The organism is Massilia sp. METH4 (assembly GCF_037094685.1).
Classification (GTDB): domain Bacteria; phylum Pseudomonadota; class Gammaproteobacteria; order Burkholderiales; family Burkholderiaceae_D; genus Rugamonas.
Genome location: NZ_CP146614.1, coordinates 4,056,481 through 4,076,924 on the forward strand (window position 1 = coordinate 4,056,481; position 20,444 = coordinate 4,076,924).

Sequence of the window (20,444 nt, forward strand, 5' to 3'; positions counted from 1 at the left end):
CAGGCGGGAGAGGCGCTCGTGTCGGGCATTTTTTCCGGGTGTTTATCCGGAAAAAGTGTGCGACACCGGTTTTCGCGGGATGTACAGCTGACGATGCATCGGGCGAAGACCGATGTCGGACACCTTTTCCGGCAGACCCGGCCGGAAAAGGTGTCCGACACCAGTGCATTGGCGCCGGCGGCGGCGTCAATGTTCCGTGAAATCGAACGGCAGGCCGTCCAGCGACGTCGGTTCCACGATCGGGGCGCCGCGCCGCTGGGCGCGCAGCTTGGCGGACATTTCGTAGGCCGCCTTGCGCACCCGGTTGACGGAGCCCAGCGGCCGGTGCGCGGCCAGGCCGTGCCACGGGGAGAAGCTCATGCCTTCGTCGATCGCCTGCGACAGCGCCTCGCTCCAGCCGATCTGCGGCGGGGCGACGAGCCGTGCCACGGTGACGTAGGGGCTGAGTTCCTCGGACCATTCGGACGCAGCGTTCTCGATCGGCATTTCCTCGATATTCGTGCACAGTTGCACGCGCAAGTCCCATTCGCCGCCTTGCTGGGCGAAGTGCTCCGCCACGGCCTTGCGCAACACGTCGGGGTCGGAAGCCACGTCCACCGGCTGGCCGTGCAGCGTTTTCAGGCCGACCGCCGTCGGCACCAACGCGACCTTGGCCATGTAGGGGCCGTACAGGATCGGCACCTGGCTGTAGTACGTGTCGCCGAGCGGGTGCGTGGCCGGGTGGCCGCCCATGCCCTTCAGGGCGGCGCTGTCGGTACCCGTCTTTTCGAGGGCGCCTTCGACCTTGCGCAGCGCGGCCGACAGCACCCGCTTCAGGGCGGGCGCCTTGTCGGTGGTGGCCGCCAGCATCGTCAGGCCGCCCAGGAAGGCTTTCGGCCCGGCATTCAGGAAGGTCGTGGCGTTGACGAGCACGAAATCCTGCGTGACATCGTTTTCGCTGCCGAGCAGGTGCGGCCCCTGGGCGCCGATCACTTTCAGCGCCATGCCGCGCGGCGTGGAAACGGCGTCGGGCAGTACATCGCCCGGCGTCGTCGACAGCCGCATGACTACCGGGTAACTGGCTGGCGAGGCGAACAGGCCCTGGGCCAGCACGGAAGGCAGGTCCGGCAGTACGCGCAATTCGGCGTGCAGCAGGCCGTGGCTCTTGGCATGCACGCTGCGCAGCGGCTGGCCCGTGTCGCGAAAGGTCGTGTCCGCGATCCCGTGCAGCACGTCCAGCAGGTCGGCTTGCGTATCGCCTTCGCCTTCCTCGAGGATTTCGTAACGCGGGTCGTATTCGATCGGAGGACGCATGGCTGTTCCTTGTTGATGGAATTGAAAGACCATGCCATTCTGGCGCGCCGCTTCCGGGCTGTCTGTGAACCAGCAAACACTAACCCGCGGTTCCCCGGCGGCCGCTACCGGCGGTGAACTTCGGGTGCCGTCTTGCCAATGCAAAAAAAAAGCGCGACGTTGCCGTCGCGCCCCTCGGGTTTCCCCTATGTCTCCCCCGCATCTCTGTCGGAATGGTCGGGACTCTTTGCTAATACAAACTGTTAAGGGTACAGGCCGCGCACTTCGCGCGCCTGCAGCACGCGGGTGCATGCCAGGATGAAGGTGGCGGTGCGCAGCGACACCTTCTTTTCCTGCGACACTTCCCACACCGCGCCGAACGCATCCTGCATGATGCGGGTGAGGCGGGCATTGATCTCGTCCTCGCTCCAGAAGAAGCTGGAGAAGTCCTGCACCCACTCGAAATAGGAAACCGTCACGCCGCCGGCATTGGCCAGCACGTCCGGCACGATCAGGATGTCGCGCTCGTTCAGGATATCGTCCGCCTGCGGCGTGGTCGGGCCGTTGGCGCCTTCCAGGATGATCTTGGTGCGGATGCGCGGCGCGTTCTCCGCCGTGATCTGCTGTTCCAGCGCGGCCGGGATCAGGATGTCGGACGCCACGTCCCAGAACGCGTCGCGGTCCAGGAAAGCTTCCGCCCCGGGGAAACCGTTCACACCGCCGGCTTCGGCCACGTGCTTGTGCAGTTGAGCGACATCCAGGCCGCCTTCGTTGACGATGGTGCCGGTATGGTCCTGCACGGCGACGATCTTCGCGCCCGCTTCGGCGAACATCGTGGCGGCCACGCCGCCCACGTTGCCGAAGCCCTGCACGGCCACACGTGCCCCGGCGATGGCCACGCCACGCTGCCGTGCCGCTTCGCGGCCCACCACGAACACGCCGCGGCCGGTGGCTTCGCGCCGGCCCAGCGAGCCGCCCAGCGAGATCGGCTTGCCCGTCACGACGCCGGTCGACAGGTTACCTTCGATCATGGCGTAGGAGTCCATCATCCACGCCATCACCTGTTCGTTGGTGTTCACGTCCGGCGCGGGGATATCCTTGGTCGGGCCGATGATCAGGCTGATCTCGCTCGTGTAGCGGCGCGTCAGGCGCTGCAGCTCGCCGCGCGAGAGCGTCTTCGGGTCGACACGGATGCCGCCCTTGGCGCCGCCGTAAGGCACGTTCACGGCGGCGTTCTTCACCGTCATCCATGCGGACAGGGCCATCACTTCGGACAGCGTCACGTCCTGGTGGAAGCGCACGCCGCCCTTGCCCGGACCGCGCGACATATTGTGCTGCACGCGGTAGCCTTCGAAGTGGGCGATCGAGCCGTCATCGCGCTCGATCGGCACGTCGACGGTGAGGATGCGCTTGGGGCGCTTCAGCGTTTCGACCCAGCGGGACAGCGCGCCCAGATGGGGCGTGACGCGGTCGATCTGTTGCAGGTACTGGCCCCATGGGCCGAGATCGTCGGCATTGAGGTAGGAAGGCAGTGCGTGGTTCGTCATTGTGATAACTCCCGTTTCGCTTGAATTCGGTTGAGCGGTGAACTACCGCCAGCGAGCGAATCATAGAAGTGACCACCATTTCTCGGCCAATGCCGCTTGCGCATCCGGCTATGCAAAAAATGCATAACGTGGATTTGCGTCGCTAGCGCTCCGACGCCTGCACGCGGCGCCTCGCCTGCGCCGGGCGCAGCTGCTCCTCGAGGAAGTGCCACAGTTCGGTCACCAGCGGCTTGCCGGGGCGCGCGGGCGACGGGCGTTCGCGATACAGCCGGATCTCCATCTCGATCTCCCAGCTGCCCCGTTCGCCGGCGGGCGCCAGCAGCTTCTGCTTCACCTCGCGCGTGACGGCCGATTCTGGCAGGAAGGCGATGCCGCGCCCCTCCAGCGCCATCATCTTGAGGCCTTCGGCCATGTCGGTTTCGTAGCGCTTGTCCAGGTGCAGCGCGGGCTTCGCATCGGCCAGGATCAGGTCGACCATGCGCCCCAGGTAGGCGTTGGTGGTGTACGACAGGAAGGGCAGCGGTGCGTTCTTGCGGCCGGGCAGGGTGAACAGCGGTTGCCTGGCCTTGTCGGAGCGGGCATAGGCGCGCAGCGCTTCGCGGCCCATCACGAGCATGTCGTAGCGGCCCGGATCGAGCTGCACCGGCTGCCGCGGATGGTGATAGCACAGCAGCAGGTCGCAGCCGCCTTCCACCAGTTGCAGCACGGCGTCGTGCACGTTCAGGGCCATCAGCCGGCTGTGGATCGGGCCGAAATCCGCTTCCAGTTTCGTGATCCACTTCGGCACGAACGTCAGCGACAGGGTGTGTGGCACCGCGAGGTCGATCGTCGTCTGCGCGGTGGCGCGCTTGTGCCGCAGCAGTTCGCGCACGCCGTTGATCTGGCCCAGCATCTCCAGCGCCTGCTCGTAGAACACGTGGCCGGCGGGGGTAAGCCGGGTGGGGAAGGTGGTGCGATCGATCAGGTCCGTGCCGAGCCAGTTTTCCAGCGACTGGATGCGGCGCGAGAACGCCGGCTGCGTCACGTGCCGCAGCTGCGCCGAGCGGCTGAAGTTATTGGTTTCGACCAGGGAGATGAAGTCTTCGAGCCATTTCGTTTCCATCGTGTTTCCGTCGGTTGCGAATCAGCCCGCATTCTAACGGGCCGGCGTGCCGGTGTTCGACCGCAGCGGCGTAAACAGCCAGGCGTTGACGGCGCAGCACACCAGCGCCGCTGGCGGCAAACAGCGTGGCGAGCGACACGTGCCGCAGCATGGCGCCGGTGGCGGCCGCGGACAGCGGTGCCAGGCCCATGAAGATGAACAGGACGATGCTCATCGCCCGGCCCGGCATCCGTGGCGGCACGCGGCGCTGTATCCACGTAAAGATCGCCACTTGCAGGAAGCCGGCCTGCACGCCGAGGGCAGCAGCAGCCGTGATTGCCTGCCACATCGCGTCCACGCCGCCCAGCGGTGCGAGCAGCAGGCCAGCAAGCGCATCGCCGGTGAGTTCCAGCACCAGCCAGGGCAGGGCGAGCAGCGTGAACTGGTCGCCCACCATCGACAGCAGGCCGCCCGCCATCAGCCAGCGGAAGTTGCGGTCGGCGCAAGGCTTGCGCGGGGCGGCCCACTCATGCGCCCGGCCCGAGGACGGTGCCGAGCACGGCGGTCAGTGTATCGAGCTGGTCCCGCGGCGCGTGCTTGAGCAGTTCGGCGCAGGTTTCGCGGGCCGTCAACAGTGCATTGTCGAGCAGGTTGTGGCCGGCCGGGGTGATGGCGGCAAAGCCGACCCGGGCATCGCGCTCGTCCGCCATGCGCGCCACCAGGCCCGTCTTTTCCAGCGGCAGCAGCGTGCGGGTCACGCCGGACGCCGTCAAGCCCTGCCGATCCGCCAGATCCACGCGCCGCAACCGTCCGCCGGGCGCCCTCGACAGGTGATGCAGCAGCATGAAGTCGCCGAATGACAGGCCGTGGTGTCCGCCCAGCACCGCGTCGAGGCGGCGCACCACGGTGGCCTGGACACGTGCCAGGCGCAGGCAGAAATCGAGGGCGGCATCGGCGCGCTCGTCGTTTGATGAGTTATCCATGAGTTGTCCTTGAAATATACTTGAGAGAGCAAGTATATGGCAAAAAATTGCAACGCGCCATAAAAAGCATCGTTCAGCGAACGGGAGTATCATTCACCCATGAACCAACGCAGATCATTTTTCAAGAAGTCGGTTGCCGTCGCGTCCGCATTGAGCATGCCCGCGCTGGCCCGTGCCGCCGTTGCCGCGCCTCATGAACGCATCTTGCGCTTCCATAATACGCATACCGGGGAATCCCTGAAAAGCGTGTTCTGGGCCGAAGGACAGTTCATTCCCGACGCGCTGCAGGACATCAACAAGCTGTTGCGCGACCACCGCAGCAATACGATCGCCGCGATCGATCCGGCGTTGCTGTTGCTGGTCGAGAAAGTAGCCGCGCAGTTCGGCAGCAACAATGTGGTGCACATCATTTCCGGCTATCGCTCGCCGGAAACGAACGCCAAGCTGGCCGCGGCCAGCGGCGGCGTGGCCAAGCACAGCATGCACCTGGAAGGCAAGGCGATCGACCTGCGCATTCCCGGGTACGACCTGAAGCATGTGCACAAGGCGGCGCTGGCGCTCAAGGCTGGCGGTGTCGGGTATTACGACAAGTCGCAGTTCGTGCACATGGACACGGGGCGGGTGCGGCACTGGTAGTGTGCCGCGGGTAGGGAACAACAACCGGCACCATGCCTGTCATCCCTTCCGGGAGACTGGCATGGTGCCGCGTCACTTCGCGCCGCCGGCCAGGTACGGATACGGATTGACCGGCGTGCCTTCCCACCACTTCTTCTCCGCGCCCAGCTCGAAGATCGCGAAGTGCAGGTGCGGCGCGTTCGGGTCGGAATTGCCTGTCACGCCCACGTAGCCGATCATCTGGCCGCGCCGGTAAGAGGTGCCTTCCTTCAGCTCGGGCGCGTAGCTGTCCAGGTGAGCGTAGTAGTACGCGTATTTTTCCGATGGATCGAACTGGTAGACCGTGAGTCCGCCCGGCTTGCTGGTGAACATCTTGACGATCTTGCCGTCGGCCGCCGCCAGCACCGGCGTGCCCTTGGGCGCGGGGATGTCCAGGGCCTGGTGCTGGCGCTCGGTGCCGCGGGGCTGGCTGAAGGTGTCCGTGAGCTCGCGCGCGCTCACGCCGGCCACCGGCACCAGCAGGGGGCCGATCGCCGGCTTCACGTCGATGTCGAAACTGGTGGCGGCGGGATTGACGGGGGCAGGGGCCTGCACTTCCGGCAAGTCCTTCGCCGGCAGGGGGACGCCGGCCGCCTGCTGTGGCGCGGGCGCGGCGGCAGGCGGCGCGGCTGGCTGTGTTGCGGGTGCGGGCGTTATCGCCGGCCCGGCGGTCTTCGGCGGCACATCGCGCCCCAGCCACAACACCGTTCCCACCACGCCGAGCACGGCGCCCAGCAGCAAGGTCAGCAGCCATTTCACGATGCGCCTCCGATTATCTTAGTCCTGCAGGATCACCTCGAAGCCCGGCGATACCACATTCGCCACCTTCGCCGCATCCCAGTTCGTCAGGCGGATGCAGCCATGCGATTCGGTCTTGCCGATCTTGCTGGGTTCGGGCGTGCCATGGATGCCGTAATGCTCCTTCGACAGGTCGATCCACACCACGCCGACCGGGTTGTTGGGGCCCGGCTTGATCATCGCCTTGCCTTCGCCGGGCTTGGCATCCCAGAACAGCTTCGGGTTGTAGCGGTAGTCGGGGTTGCGGCCTACGCCATTGATCTTCCATTTGCCGACCGGGAGCGGGTCGTGCTCGCTGCCCGTACTGGCCGGGAACTGGGCAATGACCTTGCCATTGTCGTCGAGCAGCGAAAGGGTGCGGTCCGATTCGTCGACGACGAGCCTGGCGGCGGGGGGCAGCGCGCCGGCCGCGCCCGTGTTTGGCACGAGGATTTTTTCGCCGACCCGCATGAAGTTCTTGCCGGGGTTCATCTGCCGCAACAGTTCGGGGCTGGCATGGAAACGCTCGCCCAGCGCCTCCTCAATGTTTTGATAGTGCAGCGATGCCAGCTTGGCCTTTTCCGCCATCGATTCCGGCACGGGGCCGTACGGGCCTTGCACGTCGACCTCGGTGATCGTGTAGGTGCCGAGCACGGGCTGGCGGTCTTCCAGCGCGGCCCAGGTTGCCTCGTCCATCGTTCCGGTCACCTGCAGGCCGCGCGCCTTCTGGAAGCCGGTGATGGCCTGCTTCATATTGCTGCCCACCTTGCCGTCGATCTCGCCCGGCGAGAAATGGGCGCGGTCGAGCAGGATCTGGGCGCGCAGGTCCGGCGGGACCTGGTCCGGCGTGATCAGGGCTTGCGGCGGAGCCGCACTCTGGCCGGGTTGCGCTGGCTGGCCAGCTTGGGCCGGTTGCCCCGCTTGGGGTGTGCCGGGTTGAGTGGCTTGTCCCGCCTGCGCGGGCGCCGCAGGCTGGGACGGCGGCGCCGGTGGCGCGGGCCGTGCCGGTTGCGGGACCGCCGTCGAGTTCTGGGCGTGCGCCAGCGGCGCGGCGAGGAGCAGGGTAAGCATCAGTTTTTTCATGGCCCCAGTGTGCCGCCCAGCCGTGCCGCGCTCTGTACGGCAGCGAACACGTGCGCTCGACAGGAAGCCGCGCTTACAGCTGAGCTCGTGTCTCTCGGTGCCTGGCACCAAGGGACACGAACTCAGCCGTTAGAAACGAACGAAAAAAAACCGCCGGGCGGACCCGGCGGTTTTCAGCCTACTTCAGGAAACGCTGGCGATCAGCGCTCGCCCCACGGGCGGCGCGGTGCGTCGGAGCGCGGTGCGCTGTCGCGGCGGAAACCGCCGCCTTCCTTGCGGGCCGGGGCGGCGTCGCGGCGGAAGCTGCCTTCCGGACGCGGTGCGCCTTCCTTGCGATAGCCTTCGCTGCGATGCGCGCCTTCCGGACGGCCTTCGCCGCGGAACGGCGCGCCTTCGCTGCGATAGTGACCGCTGTCGCGGGCGAAGCCGCCTTCACGCGGTGCGCCATCGCGCGGGTACGCCGGCTTGGAGAAGCTGCGCTGGCCCGGCTTGCGGCCTTCGCCCGGCTTCCAGCCCGGACGGGCGGCCGAGCGCGGCGGCGCCGACTTCTTCGGCTCGAAGCCTTCCACCACATCGACCGGGATCGACTGCTTGGTAAAACGCTCGATACGGCGCACCTGCATGTTTTCCGAGTGGTTCACCAGCGAGATCGCCACGCCGTTTCGGCCGGCACGGCCCGTGCGGCCGATGCGGTGTACGTAGTCTTCGGCGAACTTCGGCAGGTCGTAGTTGAACACGTGCGTAATCGTCGGCACGTCGATGCCGCGCGCCGCCACGTCGGTGGCGACCAGCACTTTCACGTTACCGCGGCGCATGCCGTCCAGCGTGCGGTTACGGGCGCCCTGGTGCATGTCGCCATGCAGTGCGGCGGCCGAGAAACCGGCGATGTTCAGGCGGTCGGCGATCGTGTCGGCATCGCGCTTGGTGGCGGTGAACACGACGGCCTGGTCCAGCGTCTCGTCGCGCAGCAGGTGATCCAGCAGGCGGTTCTTGTGCGACAGGTCGTCCACGAAGTGCACGCGCTGCGTGATGTTTTCGTGCTTGTTGGCGGCCTGCTTGATCTCGATGACCATCGGATCCTTCGTGATGCGGCGGGCCATGTTGCCCACCACGCCGTCCAGCGTGGCCGAGAACAGCATGGTCTGGCGCGAGGCCGGCGTGGCGGCGACGATCTTTTCGATGTCGTCGATGAAGCCCATGTCCAGCATGCGGTCGGCTTCGTCCAGCACCAGGATCTGCAGCTGCGAGAAGTCGATCTTGCCCGACTCCATGTGGTCGATCAGGCGGCCCGGCGTCGCCACCAGGATTTCCGGGTTGCGCGACAGCAGCTGCATTTGCTTCGGGTACGGCATGCCGCCCAGGATCGCCACGGCCTTCAGGCGGCGCAGGTTGATCGCGTATTTATCGGTATTGGTGGTGACCTGCAAAGCCAGTTCGCGGGTCGGCGTCAGCACCAGCATCTTCGGCTGGGCTGGCTTGAAACGGGGGCGCTCGCCGCGCGCCTGGGCGGCTTGCTTTTCCTGGTTCGGGGTGCGGCCAGCTGCTTCGGCGGGCATCGATTCGGCCAGGCGGTGCAGGGACGGCAGCATGAAGGCCGCGGTCTTGCCGGAGCCCGTTTGCGAGGAGACCAGCAGGTCCTTCCCGGCCATTGCGGCAGGCAAAGCTTGTTCCTGGACGGGCGTCGGCGTCGTGTAGCCGGAATCGGTCAGGGCTTTCAGGATGGATGCGTGGAGACCTAGTGCTTCAAAACTCATGTATATCTTTCGTAAAATTGCGCGTTTCTGCACAACGGCAGAACGCAACATAGCAACGCCAACCAAACGAAATGACTCTAGACAGCAAGAATAGAAATTTCGGCACAAAAGCTTTGCGCCGGGACGGTGTCAGGATGCGACACGCTGGGGCGGGGGGCTTTTTATAAGCGCCATCCGGACATATGCCTCGAATTCAGGCGGAAGAAACCGGGATGCGCGAAGGCTTGCGAAGCTGATTAGTGAAACTGGATGTTTTTGTTCTCGGTGCGTACATGTTGCGACGCACAAAGAACATCATACCCGATTTTGCCGGTGCCTGCACGGCTTTCTGAACCGTGCAAGCCAACCGGAGGGAGATGCCGGCGCCCGCGTCGCGGGGGTGCCGTGTACAGCGCGATGCGGCTTACTGGTAATCGCTGGCGTTCAAGCCCATCACGTGGGAGAAACCGCCGTCCACGTAGATGATGTCGCCTGTGATGCCCGAAGACAGGTCGGACAGCAGGAAGGCCGCCGTATTGCCCACTTCCTCGATCGTTACATTGCGGCGCAGCGGCGCGTGGCTGGCGGCAAAGCCCAGCAGCTTCGAAAAATCCTTGATGCCGGAAGCGGCCAGGGTCTTGATCGGGCCGGCCGAGATGCCGTTCGAGCGGATGCCTTGCTGGCCCAGGTTCTCGGCCAGGTAGCGCACCGATGCTTCCAGCGATGCCTTTGCCAGGCCCATCGTGTTGTAGTAGGGGATCGCGCGTACGGCACCCAGGTAGGACAGCGTCAATACCGACGAGCCAGGCTTGAGCAGCGGCAGCGCGGCCTTCACCATGGCCGGGAAGCTGTAGGCGGAAATGTCGTGGGCGACACGGAAGTTCTCGCGCGAGAAGCCGTCCAGGAATTCGCCGGCGATCGCCTCGCGCGGCGCGAAGCCGATGGCGTGCACGAAACCGTCCAGGCTGTCCCAGCTCTGGCCCAGGTCGCGGAACAGCGCCTCGATCTGCTCATCGCTGGCCACATCGCAATCGAACACCAGCTTGCTGCCGAACTCGGCGGCGAAATCGGTGATGCGGTCCTTGAAGCGTTCGCCAACATAGGTGAAGGCCAGCTCGGCGCCTTCGCGGTGGCAGGCCTGCGCGATGCCGTAGGCGATCGAACGGTTGGACAGCACGCCGGTGATGAGGATTTTTTTGCCTTGCAAGAAAGCCATGATTACTCCAATTGCCTGTTGCGCTTCCCGCGCAAGCATGGGTTGTTGTTCTAGTTGGTGACCGGCCGCTGGTGGTCCGTGTTACCGCAAGATCGAGATTGTATGGCTTGGGGGCGGCGGCTGCAAGCTTGGCGGAATGCTACCAAGGCCGGCAAAGCCGGGTCCGGCCGGCTGGGGATGGACACGAAAGTGGGCTTGAACCGACCCTGCCCATAAAACAAAAGGCTGCGGAGCCATGGGCTGCGCAGCCTTGCCGAGCCGGACCGAACAATCAGTTGCGGCGCTTCTTGCCGGCCTGGTCGCGCGACACGCGCGCCTTGACCAGCTTGATGCGCGACTTGGTATTGCCGCTCGATGCCTTGGCCTTGCGGTAGTTGTTGCGCGTGGCGACCGGCTCGTCGACCACGTTCACGGCGGCGTTATCGGCGATGTCCATGGGAATGTCGCGGTGGGCGGTGGCCGAGATCTTCGGCACCAGGATCGTGGAGCCGGCAGCCAGCACGCCGCGCGAAGGCAGGTTGTTGGCCTGGCGGATGACTTCCGGCGTGGTGCGGAACTTCGAGGCCAGCGAAGCGATGCTTTCACGCGCGCTCGTCACCTTGTGCGTGGTCCAGGTGGACAGCGCCTGGCCCCACTGCGCCAGGTTCAGGTGGAATTTTTCCGCATTGGCCTTCGGCAGCAGGATCTGGGTCTGCTCGCCGCCCGTGATCACGGGGCGCTTGAATTGCGGGTTCAGGGCCTTGAATTCGTCCACCGACAGTTCGGCCAGCTGGGCGGCCACGGTCAGGTCGATGTCGCTCGCCTTGTCGACGGCGGTGAAGTAGGGCTCGTTGCGGATCAGCGGCAGCGACAGGCCGTAGCGGCCCGGGTTCGCCACGATGTTCTTCACGGCCTGCAGCTTCGGCACGTAGTTGCGCGTTTCGGCCGGCATCAGGTCGGCGAGGCTTTCGAAATCGGTCGGCTTGCCGGCGGCGCGGTTCTTCGCGATCGCCTTCTGCACCGAACCCTCGCCCCAGTTGTAGGCGGCCAGCGCCAGCTGCCAGTCGCCGAACATGTCGTACAGCTTCTGCAGGTAGGTGAGGGCGGCGTCGGTCGAGGCCAGCACGGAGCGGCGATCGTCCTTGAACGCGTTCTGCTTCAGGTTGAAGTCGCGGCCGGTGCCGGGCATGAACTGCCACATGCCGCCCGCGTTCGCGCTCGACACGGCCACCGGATTGAACGCCGATTCGATGAACGGCAGCAGTGCCAGTTCGGTCGGCATATTGCGCTTTTCCAATTCCGAGACCACGTGGTACAGGTACAGCGACGCGCGCGCCGTCGTCCGCGCCATGTGGTCGGGACGCTCGGCATACCAGTTGGCATGCTTCGTCACCAGGCCATTGTTCAGGTCGGGAATCGAGAAGCCGGTGCGGATGCGGTTCCACACATCCGTTTCCCGGAACGGGTCTTCGGACGGTGCTTTATTGACGGTGGGGGAAGTGACGGCGAGGGTAGGTGCAGGTGCCTTGGCGGCGGCGGTCAGCGGCATCAGCGGGAGGTTGTCCGCGGCGGTTTCGACCGCCTGGCTGACTGCCGGTGCCGCGGCGATCAGTGCCGCCAGCAGGGAAGTGTACTTAATTCGCATAGCATTCCATTGTGTTGTCGTCAAATTAACCCGGACACGCTGCAAAGCGACCGGGAGCGGACGGACTACCAATTTAAAGGCCGAGTTTAAGGAGGGTTCTCGGTCGCCGTCAAGCAATATGTCGGCCTCGTTACAAAAAACTTGAGCTACGGCATCGAGAAAAATAAATGCAACTTCACGCCGGATGGCGGCAAATTCAATGCAAATGGCGAAAACACCATCGGATGCGTACAATGGTGGACCAGTATTTTCGACCTAGAAAGTTAATCATGAGTAATATTATCGGCAGCGGCCCCGTCGACCATGCCAGCGCGATCGCGGCGACCGAACGATGGCTGGAGAAGGCCGTGATCGGCCTGAACCTGTGCCCGTTCGCCAAGGCCGTGCATGTCAAGAAACAGATCCGCTACGTGGTCTCCGACGCCACCACGCCCGAAGCGTTGCTCGAAATGCTGATGGACGAGCTGCAATTGCTCTCCGATACCCCGGCCGAGGAGGTGGACACCACGCTGATCATCCATCCCCACGTATTGATTGACTTCGAAGACTACAATGAGTTCCTCGACGTCGCCGATGCGGCCCTCGAGGACATGGGGCTGATGGGCGAACTGCAGGTCGCCAGCTTCCACCCCGACTACCAGTTCGCCGATACGGACAAGAACGACATTGGCAACTACACCAACCGCTCGCCCTATCCCACGCTGCACCTGCTGCGCGAGGAAAGCGTGGAACGCGCCGTCGAGGCCTTCCCGGAGGCCGAGGCCATCTTCGAGAAAAACATCGAGACGATGGAAAAGCTGGGCCACGAAGGCTGGGACAAGCTCTTCCCCCAGGTGAAGTAATGGCGGACGAGAAGCTGCCGGAGCGACCGGACACGCCCTGCGTGGCCGTCTGCTCGACCACGTTCGACGACATCTGCCGCGGCTGCGGGCGCACCTATATAGAAGTGGCGCACTGGGTGTCGATGTCGGCCGAGGAAAAGGAAAAGGTGTGGCAGCGTATCCTGGCGCAGGGCTACCCACGGCGTAACGGATAGCGGCGAGCTCGCGCAACGCCAGCTGCGCCAACCCCGCTGACAGGCACCGGGGTTAAAGAAATATTTCAAAAAATGGGGTGCCTGTCACCGGGGCTGAGGAAACATTGCAAAAAGCCCGGTGCCTGTCACCGGGCTGGGGCCCGTAGCTGGCTGGCCGTTACTGCGGAATCGTCCCGATGAAATCCTTCTTCCCGATATCCAGCCCGTTATGCCGCAGGATGTCGTAGGCCGTGGTGGCGTGGAAGAAGAAATGTGGCAGTGCGTAGTGCAGCAGGTAGGTCTGGCCGCTGAAATGGCGGGTCTTTTCGCCGCTGCCGACGGTGATCGGGCGCTCGGCGCTCTGTTCGATCTCGTGCGCGGGCAGGCTGTCCAGGAAGGTCAGCGTTTTCTTGATGCGCAGCTTCAGCTCGGCAAAGCTCTTTTCCGTGTCTTCCCACGAAGGCACGTCCTGCCCGGCCAGCCGCGCGCCGGCGCCCTTGGCGAAGTCGGCGGCGATCTGGATCTGGCGCGTGAACGGCAGCATGTCCGGGAACAGCCGGTATTGCAGCAAGGCGTTCGGGTCGATCCGCGTGGTCTCGACGTGCCGTTCGGCCTTCTCGAGAATGTCGAGCAGGCTGTTCAGGATTTGCCGGAACACGGGCAGCGAGGCGGAATACATCGAAAAACTCATGGGATCTCCTGTGAAAGAGTGAGCATCATAGCAAGTTGGGCGCGGGTGCGACATTTGCGTTGCCTGCACGCTTCGTTACAGAACGGCATTCGTGACTTGCGTATCGCTTTGCAGCATAATTGCACCACGATAATTATGCGCTGCTCAAGATGCTCTTGAATTTCCAGCCTGCTGTTTCTGCATGAGGCCGCCAACTCGCGGCCTGCGTGCCCGGCTGGGCGCGCTGTATGGCCAATCGATCTACGGGTCGCTGCTGCTTGTCGTTCTGGGCGGGCTGATCGTGCCCGCGATCGTCGGCAGCTACCTGCTGGTTGGCGTGCGCGAGCAGCAATCCACGCGCACCGCATTGAACGAGGCACTGCAGCGCAATGCCGACATCCTCGCGCTCGGCGTGCAGGAATCACTGTGGAACATGGATGCCGAATCGGCGCGATCGCTCGTGCACTCGGTGATGCGCGACCCCTCGGTGGTGCAGGTCCAGGTCACCGGCCAGGCCGAGACCCAGTTCATCCACGAGAAATCGAAGGCCCGGCCGTTGGGCACTGTGGTTCGCGCTGATCGCGACGTGATCGTGCGCGGCGAGCGTATCGGCCACGTGACCGTCGAGATGGACGATGCCCGCAGCCGCCAGGAACTGCGCGACAAGCGCCGCTCCTATATCTTCGTGCTGGCCGCGCAGCTGACCGTGTCGCTGCTGCTCATCATCCTCTTCCTCAACAAGCGCGTGATGCACCCGCTGCGCCGCCTGATGCGCGTTTCCGACCGCCTCGCGCGGGGGGATTTCGATACGCCCATCGAGGTGCGCGGCAACGATGAACTGGGCCGCCTGGCCGATCGGCTGGAAGATACCCGCGAAGCGCTGCGCCGGCTGTTCGAGGACGTGCGCCAGCGCGAGGAACGCTTCCGCACCATCGTCACGCAGGTACCCGGCGCCGTGTTCCGCTACCAGCCCGACGGCCCGATCGAATTCGTGAGCGATGCGATCGAGGGCATCTCCGGCTACACGGCCGCCCAGCTGATGCGCGGCACAACGCATTCCTGGGTCAACCTGATCACGCCGGAAGACCGGCGCACGCAGCGCCGCGCCGTCAAGAGCGCGATCGAGGAGGGCCGCCCCTACGAGGCGGAGTACCGCATCGTCGATGCTTCCGGCACCGAGCGCTGGGTCCTCGAGGTCGGCAAGCCCCAGGCGCCGGCCGATGGCGGCGCCCCCTGGGTGGACGGCATCCTCTCCGATATCAGCGAGCGCAAGGACAATGAAATGCGCATCGAGGCGCTGCTGGCCGAGCAGGGCGCGATCCTGGACAACGTGATGTTCGGCGTGATGTTCGTCCGCCATCGCACGATCATGTCGGTGAACCGCCGCTGCGAGGAACTGTTCGGCTACGAACCCGGCGAAATGGTGGGCAAGTCAACCGCCATCGTGTTCCCCACCTCGTTCGATTTCGAGGCGGCGGGCGTGCGCCAGTATCCGTCGCTCGGGCAGGGCGAGTACTTCAGCGAGGAGCGCCACTACCGCCGCCGCGACGGCACGCTGTTCTGGTGCATGGTCAGCGGCTGCGCGATCGACCAGAACCGGCCCAACGAAGGCAGTATCTGGGTGTATGCCGACATCACGGCGCGCAAGGAGGCGGAAGAAAAGCTGCGCCTCTCCGCCACGGTGCTGGAGCACATTGCCGACGGCGTGGTGGTGGTGGACAAGGCCGGCAGGATCGTCGCGGTCAACCCCGCATTCACGCAGATCACCGGCTACGAAGAGGCCGAGGCGCTCGGCCGCGACATCGGCCTCACGCGCTCCGGCCGCCAGGACGAAGCTTTCCACCAGCAGCTGTGGCGCGAGCTGGTCGAAAACGGCTACTGGCAAGGCGAGATGTGGGCGCTGCGCAAGGGCGGCGAACAATTCCTGCAATCGCTCACGCTCACCGCGGTGCGCGACTCGGAGGGCGCCACCACGCACTACGCCGGCGTGTTCAGCGACATCACGCTGGTGAAGGAAAACGAGAAGAAGCTCGACCACCTGGCGCACCACGATTCGCTCACCGGTTTGCCGAACCGGCTGCTGTTCAACGACCGGCTGCAGCATGCGCTGGACCGTGCGCAGCGCTCCCAGGAGCAGCTGGCGCTGCTGTTCATCGACCTGGACCGCTTCAAGAACGTCAACGACACGCTCGGCCACCACATCGGCGACGAGCTGCTCAAGCAGGTCGCCGTCGTGCTGTCGGAGCGCCTGCGCGACGGCGACACGCTCGCGCGGCTGGGCGGCGACGAATTCGTGGTGCTGCTCGAAGATACCAGCGGCGAGTACGCGGCCACGCTGGTGGCCGAGAAACTGGTGGCCATCTTCGAGCAACCGTTCCTGGTGGCCGGCCACGAGCTGTTCGTCACCTGCAGCATCGGCATCAGCATGTATCCGCACGACGGCGCCGACCTGAATGTGCTGATCCGCAATGCCGACGTGGCGATGTACCAGGCCAAGGCGCGCGGGCGCAACGGCTACCGCTTCTATGCGCCGTCGATGACGGGCGACGGCGTGGAGCGCCTGCGCCTGGAGGCATGGCTGCGCCGCTCGCTGGAGAAGGAAGAGATGTTCCTGAATTACCAGCCGCAGGTGGAAATCGATACGGGCCGGCTGATCGGCGTGGAAGCGCTGGTGCGCTGGAACCACCCGGAACTGGGCCTGGTGCCGCCGGGCCGCTTCGTTCCGCTGGCCGAGGACACGGGCTTCATCAGCCAGTTGGGCGAATGGGTGCTGGCCGAGGCATGCCGGCAGATGGTGCGCTGGCAGCAGGCCGGCCTGGCGGTGCCGAAGATCGCCGTCAACCTGTCGGTGCGGCAGTTCGAGCGGGGCACGATCGTGCCGACGGTGGAGAACATCCTGCGCGAGACGGGGCTGGAGCCGTCCCGCCTGCAGCTCGAGGTGACCGAATCGCTGATCATGAACACCGGCGACGCGCTGCAATACATCAATGGCCTGCACGCCCTCGGCGTCAGCCTGGCGATCGACGACTTCGGCACCGGGTACTCGTCGCTGGCCTACCTGAAGCAGATGCCGGTGCAGACCCTGAAGATCGACCGCTCGTTCATCAAGGATATCCACGAGGATGCCAACGACGAGGCGATCGCCGTCGCCATCATCCAGCTCGGCAAGAGCATGAACCTGTCCGTCATCGCCGAAGGCGTGGAGACCGACGAGCAGGCCGCCTTCCTGCTGCGCCACGGCTGCAACCAGGCGCAGGGCTATTACTACAGCCGCCCGGTGATGCCGGACGACCTGCTGCGCCGCTGGCTCCCTTGAACCCATGACCAGGTTGACACGCCGCCGCTTCCTGCTCGCCGGGACGGCCGCGGCCGGCGCGCTGGTCGTCGGCTGGGGCGCATTGCCGCCGCGGCAGCGCCTGCACGCGGCCGAGCCGCTGGCGCTCGATGGCGACGCGGTGACGCTGAACGGCTGGGTGGCCGTGGCACCGGACAATACGGTGACCGTGATCGTGCCGCGCGCCGAGATGGGGCAGGGCGTGCACACCGCCTTGCCGATGCTGGTGGCCGAGGAGCTGGACATGCCGCTGGAGCGCGTGCGCATCGCCGCCGCGCGGCCGGACAAGATCTACGCCAACCTGGCCGCCATCCGCGATGCGCTGCCCTTCCACCCCGACGACCAGGGCGCCGCGCAAGCCTTCGCGCGCTGGACCCTTGCCAAGGTCGCGCGCGAACTGGGCATCAGCCTGACGGGCGGCTCGTCGTCGGTGAAGGATGCATGGCTGCCGATGCGCGAGGCCGGCGCCGCCGCCCGTGCCATGCTGGTGGCGGCCGCGGCGCGCGCCTGGGAGGTGGCGCCGGCCGCCATCCGCACTGCCGACGGGGAACTGTTCCACGACGCGAGCGGCCGCCGTGCCACGTACGGCAGCTTCGCCTGGCCCGCCGCCGCGGAAAGCCCGGGCGACGCGGTGCTGAAGGACCCCCATGCCTTCCGGCTGATCGGGCGCGCAGCGCCGCGCCGCGAAGCGCGCAACAAGGTCGACGGCAGCGCGCGCTTCGGTATCGACGCCCGCCCCGAGGGCATGGTGTACGCGGCCGTGCGCATGGCGCCGGCACTGGGCGGCAGTATCGCCGGCATCAACCCCGGCGACGTGACGGGCATGCCGGGCGTGCTCGCCGTGATCGACTACACGAATGCGCTCGCCGGCCAGACCGGGGCCCGCGCCGGCGTGGCCGTGGTGGCGAAGACGTTCTGGCAGGCGAGGACGGCCGCCGAGGCGCTGGCCATCCGCTGGGATGCGGGGCCCCATGCGGAGCTGTCGAGCGAAGGCATCGTTGCCGGACTGCGCAGCGCACTGGGAGACGGCGAGCGCCACGTGTACTTCGAGCAGGGCGAGGTGGAGGAGGCGCAGGCGCAGGGCCATGTGGTCCGCGCCGAGTACAGCGTGCCGTACCAGGCCCACGTGGCGATGGAGCCGGTGAACTGCTCCGCGCAGGTGGCCGACGGCAAGGTGCGGCTGTGGTTGTCCACGCAGGTGCCGTCGATCGCGATCGAGATCGCGGCCACCATCGGCGGCGTGGCACCGGAGCAGGTCGAGCTGCACGAATACCTGCTGGGCGGCGGCTTCGGCCGCCGGCTCGAGGGCGACATGGTGGCGCAGGCCGTCGCCATCGCGCGTCAATGCCGCGGCCTGCCGGTGCAGGTGATCTGGACGCGCGAGCAGGATATCCGCCACGACGTCTACCGCCCCGCGGCGGTGGCGCGGCTGGCCGCCACGCTCGACGCGGCGGGTACGGTCAAGAGCTGGGATTTCGTCGGCGCGGGCGGCGCGCTGACGGGCCAATACACGCTGCGCAACCTCGGGCTGCCGCCGGCGGGGCCGGACAAGACCACCGTCGAAGGCGCCTACGACATGCAGTACGAGATCCCTCACCAGCGCATCGCCCACGTGGCGGTGGACAGCGCCGTGCCGCTGGGGAACTGGCGCTCCGTCGGGCACTCGTACAATGCCTTCTTCAAGGAGAGCTTCGTCGACGAGATGGCGCACGCGGCCGGCAAGGACCCGGTGGCGTTCCGCGCCGCCATGCTGCTCGAGCACCCGCGCCATGCCGCCGTGCTCGAGGCGGCGGTGCGCCGCGCGGGCACGCCGCCGGCCGGCCGTGCGCATGGGGTGGCGCTGCACCAGAGCTTCGGCACGGTCGTGGCGCAGGTGGCCGAGGTGTCCGTGCAGGGCAAGGAGATCCGCGTGCACCGGGTGGTCTGCGCGATCGATTGCGGCATCGCCGTCAACCCCGGGCACGTGGCGCAACAGATGGAGTCGAGCGTCGCCTTCGGCCTGTCCGCCACCCTCGGTGCCGCCATCACGATCGCCGGCGGCGAGGTGCGGGAGGGGAACTTCGGCGACTATCCGGTGCCGCGCATGCACGAGGTGCCTCAGGTTGAAACGGTGATCGTGCTGTCCACCGAGCCGCCCGAAGGCGTGGGCGAGCCGGGCGTGCCGCCGGTGGCGCCGGCCGTGGCCAACGCGGTGTTCAAGTTGACAGGGCAGCGGCTGCGCAGCCTGCCGCTGCGGCTGGGCTGACGGTCAGCCCTGGGACGGACAGGCGGCAGGTACCCGCAGCGTCGCCAGCCAGAATCCCAGCGCCGCCACGCTGGTGCCAGCCCCCGCGACGCACACGAACGGCCAGCCGCCGGCCGCATGCGCCGCGCTGGCCACGAGTGCGCCGATGCCGCTGCCGGCGGCATAGAACAGCATGTAGCAGGCGACCAGGCGGCTCGGCGCGGCATTGCTGCGCAGGATCAGGCTCTGGTTCGTCACGTGCAGCGCCTGCACCGCCAGGTCGAGCGCCACGACGCCGATGCCCAGCGCCAGCAGCGAGGCGGGCGTGAAGGCCAGGGGCAGCCATGCCGCGCACAGCAGCACGAGCGCCATGCCGGTCGTCCGCTCGCTGCGGCCCCGGTCGGCGCGGCGGCCGGCGCCCAGCGCGCCCAGGGCCCCGATCAATCCCACCAGGCCGAACGCACCGATCGCCGTGTGCGGCAAGGCGTGCGGCGGCCCCGCCAGCTCGAGCGCCAGCGCGCTCCAGAAGATGTTGAATACCGCGAACATCAGCAGCGCGATGGTGCCGCGCGTGCGCAGTACCCGGTCCGTGCGCAGCAGCGCGGCCATCGAGCCGACCAGGTCCCGGTACGGCAGGGGAGCCGCGGGCGGCGGCACGGCGGGAAGCGCGCGCCACAGCAGCGCGGCAATGAGCCCCGTCGATACGGCCGATGCGGCATACACCGCGCGCCAGCCGGCCAGGTCGGCGACGCCGCCGGCGACCGCGCGCGCCGCCAGCAACCCGAGCACCACGCCGCCCTGGACCGCACCGACGACGCGGCCACGCTCGCCGTCGGCCGCGGCCGCCGCCACGCAGGCGATCAGGCCCTGCGTCATCGCCGTGCCCAGCAGGCCGGCCAGCAGCATCGCCCCCAGCAGCGGCACGACCGCTTGCGCCAGCCATACGCCGGCCAGCGCCACCGCCAGCAATCCGAGCTGGGCCAGCAGCAGGCGGCGCCGGTCGAGGCGGTCGCCCAGCGGCACCACGAACAGCAGCGCGAGCACGCTGCCCAGTTGCGTGGCGGTGACGATGCCGCCGGCCGCCGCGCGGTCCAGCGCCAGGTCGGCGGCGATCAGGTCGAGCAGCGGCTGCGCGTAGTAGACGTTGGCAACGCACAGGGCGGCGCAGGCAGCGAGCAGGGCAAGGCGGGGCGTGGTGAAATACATGCTTCCTCCAAACTGGTTTTGAATT

General features: G+C 66.4%; 17 protein-coding genes. 5 read left to right on the top strand and 12 right to left on the bottom strand.

The genetic code is table 11. The annotated features are described in order from the left end of the window. Positions 1-186 precede the first annotated feature (186 nt). From V6Z91_RS17865 to V6Z91_RS17885, 5 genes are all read right to left on the bottom strand, one after another. Positions 187-1,293: a catalase family protein gene (locus V6Z91_RS17865; protein ID WP_338759128.1), complete on the bottom strand. Its 1,107-nt coding sequence runs from the start codon at positions 1,291-1,293 to the stop codon at positions 187-189. A gap of 242 nt (positions 1,294-1,535) precedes the next feature. Next, positions 1,536-2,819 carry a Glu/Leu/Phe/Val dehydrogenase gene (locus tag V6Z91_RS17870; RefSeq protein WP_338759129.1) on the bottom strand — a complete coding sequence of 428 codons (1,284 nt, stop codon included), beginning with the start codon at positions 2,817-2,819 and terminating at the stop codon, positions 1,536-1,538. A 142-nt stretch (positions 2,820-2,961) separates the two neighbouring features. Beyond that, entirely contained in the window at positions 2,962-3,921 is a 960-nt protein-coding gene (locus tag V6Z91_RS17875; RefSeq protein WP_338759130.1) for a LysR family transcriptional regulator, read from the bottom strand. Further along, positions 3,872-4,378: a hypothetical protein gene (locus V6Z91_RS17880; protein ID WP_338759132.1), complete on the bottom strand. Its 507-nt coding sequence runs from the start codon at positions 4,376-4,378 to the stop codon at positions 3,872-3,874. Before V6Z91_RS17880 ends, V6Z91_RS17875 begins: the two co-directional genes overlap by 50 nt. Before the next feature lie 49 nt (positions 4,379-4,427). Further along, positions 4,428-4,883, bottom strand: coding sequence for a MarR family transcriptional regulator (locus tag V6Z91_RS17885; RefSeq protein WP_338759134.1), 456 nt, complete (start codon positions 4,881-4,883; stop codon positions 4,428-4,430). A 99-nt stretch (positions 4,884-4,982) separates the two neighbouring features. Between V6Z91_RS17885 and V6Z91_RS17890 the strand changes: the two genes are divergently transcribed. Continuing rightward, a complete protein-coding gene (locus V6Z91_RS17890; RefSeq protein ID WP_338759136.1) occupies positions 4,983-5,519 on the top strand; it encodes a DUF882 domain-containing protein in 537 nt (178 codons plus the stop codon). 72 nt (positions 5,520-5,591) lie between these two features. On the opposite strand, the gene V6Z91_RS17895 is transcribed toward V6Z91_RS17890, so the two are convergent. The 5 genes from V6Z91_RS17895 to V6Z91_RS17915 form a co-directional block, all read right to left on the bottom strand. Next, entirely contained in the window at positions 5,592-6,296 is a 705-nt protein-coding gene (locus V6Z91_RS17895; RefSeq protein ID WP_338759138.1) for a M23 family metallopeptidase, read from the bottom strand. An 18-nt stretch (positions 6,297-6,314) separates the two neighbouring features. Further along, positions 6,315-7,385, bottom strand: a complete 1,071-nt coding sequence (locus V6Z91_RS17900) for a L,D-transpeptidase family protein (RefSeq protein ID WP_338759140.1) — start codon at positions 7,383-7,385, stop codon at positions 6,315-6,317. Positions 7,386-7,597: 212 nt separating this feature from the next. Continuing rightward, positions 7,598-9,151 carry a DEAD/DEAH box helicase gene (locus tag V6Z91_RS17905; protein WP_338759142.1) on the bottom strand — a complete coding sequence of 518 codons (1,554 nt, stop codon included), beginning with the start codon at positions 9,149-9,151 and terminating at the stop codon, positions 7,598-7,600. A 403-nt stretch (positions 9,152-9,554) separates the two neighbouring features. Next, positions 9,555-10,346 carry an enoyl-ACP reductase FabI gene (fabI, locus tag V6Z91_RS17910; RefSeq protein WP_338759143.1) on the bottom strand — a complete coding sequence of 264 codons (792 nt, stop codon included), beginning with the start codon at positions 10,344-10,346 and terminating at the stop codon, positions 9,555-9,557. Positions 10,347-10,617: 271 nt separating this feature from the next. Then, the gene (locus V6Z91_RS17915) at positions 10,618-11,970 is read right to left on the bottom strand and encodes a transglycosylase SLT domain-containing protein (RefSeq protein ID WP_338759145.1); all 1,353 of its coding nucleotides are present in this window, start codon (positions 11,968-11,970) and stop codon (positions 10,618-10,620) included. Between the two features lie 269 nt (positions 11,971-12,239). Between V6Z91_RS17915 and V6Z91_RS17920 the strand changes: the two genes are divergently transcribed. Continuing rightward, complete coding sequence (locus tag V6Z91_RS17920; protein ID WP_338759147.1) at positions 12,240-12,812, top strand: DUF1415 domain-containing protein; 573 nt, start codon at positions 12,240-12,242, stop codon at positions 12,810-12,812. Continuing rightward, complete coding sequence (locus tag V6Z91_RS17925) at positions 12,812-13,006, top strand: DUF1289 domain-containing protein (RefSeq protein ID WP_338759149.1); 195 nt, start codon at positions 12,812-12,814, stop codon at positions 13,004-13,006. Before V6Z91_RS17920 ends, V6Z91_RS17925 begins: the two co-directional genes overlap by 1 nt. Positions 13,007-13,163: 157 nt before the next feature. Here the strand turns inward: V6Z91_RS17925 and V6Z91_RS17930 are convergent, their stop codons facing one another. Next, the gene (locus tag V6Z91_RS17930) at positions 13,164-13,676 is read right to left on the bottom strand and encodes a DUF1993 domain-containing protein (RefSeq protein ID WP_338759151.1); all 513 of its coding nucleotides are present in this window, start codon (positions 13,674-13,676) and stop codon (positions 13,164-13,166) included. Between the two features lie 181 nt (positions 13,677-13,857). On the opposite strand from V6Z91_RS17930, the gene V6Z91_RS17935 reads away from it, so the two are divergent. Continuing rightward, positions 13,858-16,971 (top strand): EAL domain-containing protein, encoded by a 3,114-nt coding sequence (locus tag V6Z91_RS17935; protein ID WP_338759152.1) that lies wholly within the window; start codon positions 13,858-13,860, stop codon positions 16,969-16,971. A 4-nt stretch (positions 16,972-16,975) separates the two neighbouring features. Next, a complete protein-coding gene (locus tag V6Z91_RS17940) occupies positions 16,976-19,234 on the top strand; it encodes a molybdopterin cofactor-binding domain-containing protein (protein WP_338759154.1) in 2,259 nt (752 codons plus the stop codon). A 3-nt stretch (positions 19,235-19,237) separates the two neighbouring features. On the opposite strand, the gene V6Z91_RS17945 is transcribed toward V6Z91_RS17940, so the two are convergent. Beyond that, a complete protein-coding gene (locus V6Z91_RS17945; protein WP_338759155.1) occupies positions 19,238-20,419 on the bottom strand; it encodes an MFS transporter in 1,182 nt (393 codons plus the stop codon). Positions 20,420-20,444 lie beyond the last annotated feature (25 nt).